The organism is Streptomyces alkaliphilus (assembly GCF_014141535.1).
GTDB lineage: Bacteria > Actinomycetota > Actinomycetes > Streptomycetales > Streptomycetaceae > Streptomyces > Streptomyces alkaliphilus.
Genome location: NZ_VKHT01000340.1, coordinates 1 through 4,919, shown reverse-complemented (window position 1 = coordinate 4,919; position 4,919 = coordinate 1). Strand labels below are relative to the sequence as shown.

At 69.6% G+C, this 4,919-nt stretch carries 4 protein-coding genes; all 4 read left to right on the top strand.

Going from position 1 to position 4,919, the window contains the following annotated elements:
• On the top strand, positions 1-3,115 hold a 3,115-nt coding region (locus tag FNQ90_RS12570; protein WP_407699352.1), incomplete at its 5' end, for a sensor histidine kinase.
• A 10-nt stretch (positions 3,116-3,125) separates the two neighbouring features.
• A complete protein-coding gene (locus tag FNQ90_RS12565; protein ID WP_143620747.1) occupies positions 3,126-3,539 on the top strand; it encodes a roadblock/LC7 domain-containing protein in 414 nt (137 codons plus the stop codon).
• A 102-nt stretch (positions 3,540-3,641) separates the two neighbouring features.
• Positions 3,642-4,139, top strand: coding sequence for a DUF742 domain-containing protein (locus FNQ90_RS12560; RefSeq protein ID WP_182606451.1), 498 nt, complete (start codon positions 3,642-3,644; stop codon positions 4,137-4,139).
• A complete protein-coding gene (locus FNQ90_RS12555; RefSeq protein ID WP_143620751.1) occupies positions 4,120-4,713 on the top strand; it encodes a GTP-binding protein in 594 nt (197 codons plus the stop codon). Before FNQ90_RS12560 ends, FNQ90_RS12555 begins: the two co-directional genes overlap by 20 nt.
• Positions 4,714-4,919 lie beyond the last annotated feature (206 nt).

Here is a 4,919-nt window from a genome sequence, read left to right as displayed (position 1 = left end):
GGTCCCCGCGGCGGTGCCCGATCCCCCGGCCCCGGCCGAGGGCGGTGGCAGGTTCTCCCCGAGGAACTGGCGGGTGGCCACCCGTCTGAACGCCATTCTCCTGATTCCCGTCCTGGTGGCCCTCCTCTTCGCCGGTCTCCGGGTCAACACGCACTACAACACCTGGCAGGACGCGCAGCACGCGGAATCGGTTGCGGAACTCACCCGGGCCGCGAACGACTACGCGCACGCGCTGCTCGTGGAGCGGGACACCACCGCCCGCCCTCTCCTGGAGGGGAACAGCGACGACCCGGTCATCGCCGAGGTGCGACGCGCCACCGACGAGGCCCGCGCCGAGTTCGACCGGCGGGTCGCCGAGATGCCCGACGACGAGAGCCTGCTCCGACGCCTGGCACGCATCCGGGAGGCGGAGCCCAAACTCACCGCCCTGCGCCAGAACGCCTACGGCGACGCCATGGAGGGTGTCCAGACGGAGGAGGGTTACGTCGAGATCCAGAACCCCCTGATGTCGTTCACCAACGAACTGGGACTGGGCACCGACAACCTCGCGACCTACGGCCGCGCCGCCTACGCCGTCTCCCTCGCCAAGTCGGCCAACTCCCTGCAACGGGCCATCGGCACCCACCTGCTGATCTCCCCCGCCGACGACGCCGAGAACCTCACCCGTCAGCGGGTGGCACTCACCTCCTACGTCTACCTCGAGGGCATCGCCCGCAGCGAGTACGGCCAGGCCTCCAGCGACGAGGAGGTCCAGCGCCTGGAGACCCTCCTCGCGGAGAGCACCGCCGGGCTCGGGGCCGGACCCACCCGCGAACAGATGACCTCCTACATCGCCTCCGGCCAGTTCGGCCCACAGGAACTCGCCGGCTACGGGGTGACCCCGGAGAGCTGGTACGAGGCGTCCACCGCGGCCTTCGACGCGTACCACACCCTGGAGACCGAACTGGTCGACAACGCGGTGGAGGAGGCGCGGGCCGTCGCCGCGGAGGCCCGCACCAACATGATCACCAACTCCGCGCTGGTGATCATCGCCCTCCTCGGCGCCTTCGTCATCGCCGGGCTCATGGCCCGTTCCATGAGCCGGAACATGCGCACCCTGCGCGGTGCCGCACTGGGCGTCGCCGAGGAACGCCTCCCGGCCCTGGTGCGTCAGCTCTCGCAGACCAACCCCGGAAAGGTGGACACCCGGGTCGAGCCGATCCCGATCACCAGCCGGGACGAGATCGGCGAGGTCTCCCGGGCGTTCGACCGCGTCCACGGCGAGGCGGTCCGGCTGGCCGCCGAGCAGGCCCTGCTGCGGGGCAACGTCAACGCGATCTTCACGAACCTCTCCACCAGGAACCAGGGCCTCATCGAGCGCCAGCTGGCCCTGATCACCCACCTGGAGAACAACGAGGCCGATCCCGATCAGCTGGAGGACCTCTTCAAGCTGGACCACCTGGCGACCCGTATGCGTCGCAACGGGGAGAACCTCCTGGTTCTCGCGGGGGAGGATCCCGGTCGCAGCTGGAACGAGCCGATCCCTCTGATCGACGTCCTGCGCGCCGCCTCCTCCGAGGTGGAGAACTACGAGCGGATCGAGCTGTCCGGTGTTCCCGAGAGCGAGATCCACGGGGCCGCGGTCAACGACCTCGTGCACCTCCTGGCCGAGCTGCTGGAGAACGCCACCACCTTCTCCTCGCCGCACACCAAGGTCCGGGTCACCGCGACGCGTCTGCCCGACGGCCGCGTCATGATCGAGATCCACGACAAGGGCATCGGTCTCACCGCGGAGGACTTCGCGGAGATCAACCACCGGCTCGCCGAGCCACCCGCCGTCGACGCGGAGATCTCCCGCCGCATGGGTCTGTTCGTGGTCGGTCGGCTGGCCCAGCGCCACGGCATCCGGGTCCAGCTGCGTCCCTCCGGCGAGCAGTCCGGCACGACCTCCCTGGTCATGCTTCCCGAGGAGATCACCCACGGTGGCGGTGGTGCCGAGCGACCCGGCGACGAGGAGTTCACCGTTTCGCGGATCGTCCCCGAGGGGCCGTTCACCCGCGACGAGCAGCCCGCCGTCGCGAGCGCCGCGGAGCTGGGCTTCGACGACAGCCGCTACGAGAATCGCAGGCAGGGCACTCCGCTCGATCCGGTCGGTCGCTCGCTGCACCGGGGCGAACTGCGGGCCCGGGTCGAGGAACGGGCCGGCGCCGACGACGGTGCCGCGACTCCCGCCGACGGATCGCCCGCCGGCTGGTCCAACGGCATGCCCATCGGCGATGCCGGTGCCGCCCCGGCGGGTGCGAACGCGGACCACGCCCCCTCCTCCGCCCACGGCGCGGGGCGGGGGGCCGGCGACGGCGGTTGGACGGACAACGGATATCCGACCGGTGGGTACGGTGACTCCTTCCCCATCGGGAATCCCGGGCAGGGTGACCACGGGCAGGGTGACACCGGGTACGGCAACGGTTCCTACGGTGACGACGGATCCTCCGACGGTTACGGTGGCAACGGCTACGGGAACCCGGAACGGATCGGGACCGCGACGTACTCCGGCACCCCGGAGCCGATCGGGGCATGGGGCCCCGGTGTCGAGCAGTCGGGTTCCGGGTTCGACGGCTTCGCCCGCCAGGGCGGGGACGCCGGGACACCTCCCGCCGGAAACGCGCAGAGCGTGGGATTCTCCCCCGAAACCGGATCGGAGGCGGGGGGCCCCACTTCCGTCACCGGTGCGGGGTTGCCGCGCCGCACCCCGCAGCGGACTCCCGGCGAGCCCGGGGTGGAGGCCCCGCGGCACGAGGAGCGGGAGGAGTCCGTGACCCCGTCCTCCACCCCCTCGTCCGAGTCCTCCGGGAACAACGTCTGGAGTGGTGGCCCGCGTCGTGAGGCCGCCGAGCCCGCGGGGACCACCTCCTCGGGTCTGCCACGACGGGTCCCCAGGGCGAACCTCACCGAACACACCCTTCCCGAGCCCCCCACGACGCGTGGGCCGCAGGTTTCCCGGGCACCCGAGGACGTCCGGGGCCGGTTGACCAACCTCCACCGAGGGGTTCGGCAGGGGCGCGGGGCCGGAACGGCCCGCGCGCGGAACGACCAACAGGGCTACAGCCCAGGTAACACCTACGATCAGGAGCGTTAGTGTGAGCCCGATGAGCCAGGCGGCGCAGAACCTGAACTGGTTGATCACCAGCTTTGTGGACAACACCCCCGGGGTGTCGCACACGGTGGTGGTCTCCGCTGATGGTCTTCTTCTGGCGTTGTCAGAGGGTTTCCCGCGGGATCGCGCGGATCAGTTGGCGGCGGTGGCGTCGGGTTTGACGTCGTTGACCGCGGGTGCTTCGCGGATTTTCGAGGGTGGTGTGGTGAATCAGACGGTGGTGGAGATGGAGCGTGGGTTCCTCTTCATCATGTCGATCTCGGATGGTTCCTCGTTGGCGGTGTTGGCGCATCCGGATGCCGACATCGGTCTGGTGGGGTATGAGATGGCGTTGTTGGTGGACCGTGCGGGTGCGGTTCTGACGCCTGATCTCCGCGCCGAACTCCAGGGAAGTCTGCTCAACTAGCAAACACCTCGTGCGCGGCGGGCTTTCGCCCCTTAGGGTGCCAGCACGCACGTGGCGAGTGCAGCAACCGCGGCACAGCAACGGCAGTCGGAGGAGGAGACAGTGGCAACGCCCCCAGCCGGTCCGTTCGGCAACGAGTACCCGGCCCAGCCGCATCGCGGCGGGCAGGCCGGGCGCTACCCCTTCCCCCCGGCCAACGGCGGTCGATCCTCCCAGTCGTCGGGCCGGCGTCAGCCCGACGGTGCGGGGGGCACACCCCGGCAGCCGTTGGTGCGTCCTTACGCCATGACCGGGGGGCGGACGCGTCCCCGGTACCAGTTGGCGATCGAGGCCCTGGTCAGCACCAGCGTGGAGCCCGCCCGACTGCAGGGGCAGTTGCCGGAGCACCAGCGGATCTGTCAGTTGTGCTACGAGGTCAAGTCGGTCGCGGAGATCTCCGCGTTGCTCTCCATCCCCCTTGGTGTGGCCCGGATCCTCGTCGCCGATCTGGCGGAGGCCGGGTTGGTCGCCATTCATCAGCCGGGTCATGACGCCGAGCCCGGTGGCCAGCCAGATGTGACATTGCTCGAAAGGGTGCTCAGTGGACTTCGCAAGCTCTAGCGGTGCGGCCGGGGCGGCTCCGGCTCGTTCCACGACTTCGGCGAAGATCGTGGTCGCCGGTGGGTTCGGTGTGGGCAAGACCACGTTCGTGGGTGCTGTTTCGGAGATCAATCCGCTGCGGACCGAGGCGGTGATGACGTCGGCGTCGGCGGGGATCGATGATTTGACGCACACCGGTGGGAAGACCACGACGACGGTGGCGATGGACTTCGGTCGTATCACGTTGGATCAGGATTTGATCCTGTATCTGTTCGGGACGCCGGGTCAGGATCGTTTCTGGTTCATGTGGGACGATCTGGTGCGGGGTGCGATCGGCGCGGTGGTGTTGGTGGACACGCGTCGGTTGGCGGATTGTTTTCCGGCGGTGGATTATTTCGAGAACAGTGGTCTGCCGTTCGTGATCGCGTTGAACGGGTTCGACGGGCATCAGCCGTATTCTCCGGAGGAGGTGCGGGAGGCGTTGCAGATCGGGCCGGACGCGCCGATCATCACGACGGACGCGCGGCATCGTGCGGAGGCGAAGTCGGCGTTGATCACGTTGGTGGAGCACGCCTTGATGGCCCGCCTGCGCTGAGACCCACCCGTCGAACCAGCGGTGCCTTTCCCGAGCGGCCGTTCCGGTGCGGAGCGGTCCCGGTGGGACGCGGGATGATCCCGGGCCCCCGGGGGCCGACGGCCCTCCGGGGGCCGAGGTGTCTCCCGGCCCGGGCCCTTCCGGCCTCTCGATCGCCCCGATGTCCCTGCGCGCCCGGAGCCCGAAGCCCGGGGCCGGGGCCCGGC

Excerpts from the sequence above, each read along its gene's own strand:
- FNQ90_RS12565 (WP_143620747.1), top strand. The coding sequence starts at position 3,126 with ATGAGCCAGGCGGCGCAGAACCTGAACTGGTTGATCACCAGCTTTGTG.